The following is a 940-nucleotide window of genomic DNA, read 5'->3' as shown; positions in this document are numbered from 1 at the left end:
CTGCTTCAAGCTGAAGATCTTTTAACTCTTCAATTGATAATTCACTAATTTGCGACATATTCACCTCTTTATTAAACATTAATTACTTGTTGCGGATCCGCAACATTCTTTCTCTACTAATAACTACTGTGATTGATTCTTTCGCCACATACTCGGATATACCGGCTTAGCATCTTGCCAAAGACCAATTTTATTTTTTCGTGCGTATGACTCTAGATCCAACATTATTGGATCATCTAAATATTCACGAAAGGCCCATGCCATACCATTTTTAACCATTATCCTATTAATAGGATCCACACCTACTAGAACAGTTCCTATCAATCGATGATACTTGTCATATCCTTTTTCCTGGATATAAACATTTCTATTAAAAGTTAAATCTGATAAAGCTTGCTTAGCCTTTGCTCCAAATGGCTGGCTTTTTTCTGGTGCATCAATATCTGCTAGACGCACCTTTATTTGATTATTTGATCTGTCTAAAACTGTTATTGTATCTCCATCAGTCACACCAATTACTCTTGCAACAAAGTCAGCGTTAGCAATGTTACTTACTAACAATAAGCTACCTAAAAATATCTTTATTCCAGCTACTTTCATAAGGTCAGTTTCCGCTAACAATATATAGTTTTTTTGTTTTATGATGATCTTCAAGCATTTGTTTTTCAAGAATATCTATTCCGTTAGTTAGATCAATGCAATCCTGGCATATATATTCTTTATTAAAACAATTTTCATCTTGCTCAATTTCCTGAAAACTTTGTGAATATTGATCACAAATCGAGCATGTCTTAGGAAACTGTATTAATTCACCGTTCATAACTTTTTCCTCACCCTCATCTGTACTAAATCAATTACTTGAAATTAATGATCTTTTTTTAACACCCATTTTCTTCACAAGTTGTTTCGCCAACATAGGTATTTCCGCTTTCACAGCTTG

General features: G+C 33.4%; 2 protein-coding genes. Both read right to left on the bottom strand.

All coding sequences use genetic code 11. From position 1 onward, the window contains the following. Positions 1-123: 123 nt before the first annotated feature. Entirely contained in the window at positions 124-600 is a 477-nt protein-coding gene (locus tag EGT34_RS20850) for a thermonuclease family protein (protein WP_000861205.1), read from the bottom strand. A 4-nt stretch (positions 601-604) separates the two neighbouring features. Then, positions 605-820, bottom strand: a complete 216-nt coding sequence (locus EGT34_RS20845) for a hypothetical protein (RefSeq protein WP_001012847.1) — start codon at positions 818-820, stop codon at positions 605-607. Between the last annotated feature and the right edge of the window lie 120 nt (positions 821-940).

Origin of the sequence: Acinetobacter sp. FDAARGOS_558 (assembly GCF_003937785.1) — a bacterium.
In the GTDB taxonomy this organism is placed as follows: Bacteria; Pseudomonadota; Gammaproteobacteria; order Pseudomonadales; family Moraxellaceae; genus Acinetobacter; species Acinetobacter baumannii.
The sequence above is the reverse complement of the archived record's forward strand: the minus strand, read 5'-3'. Positions and strand labels throughout refer to the sequence as shown.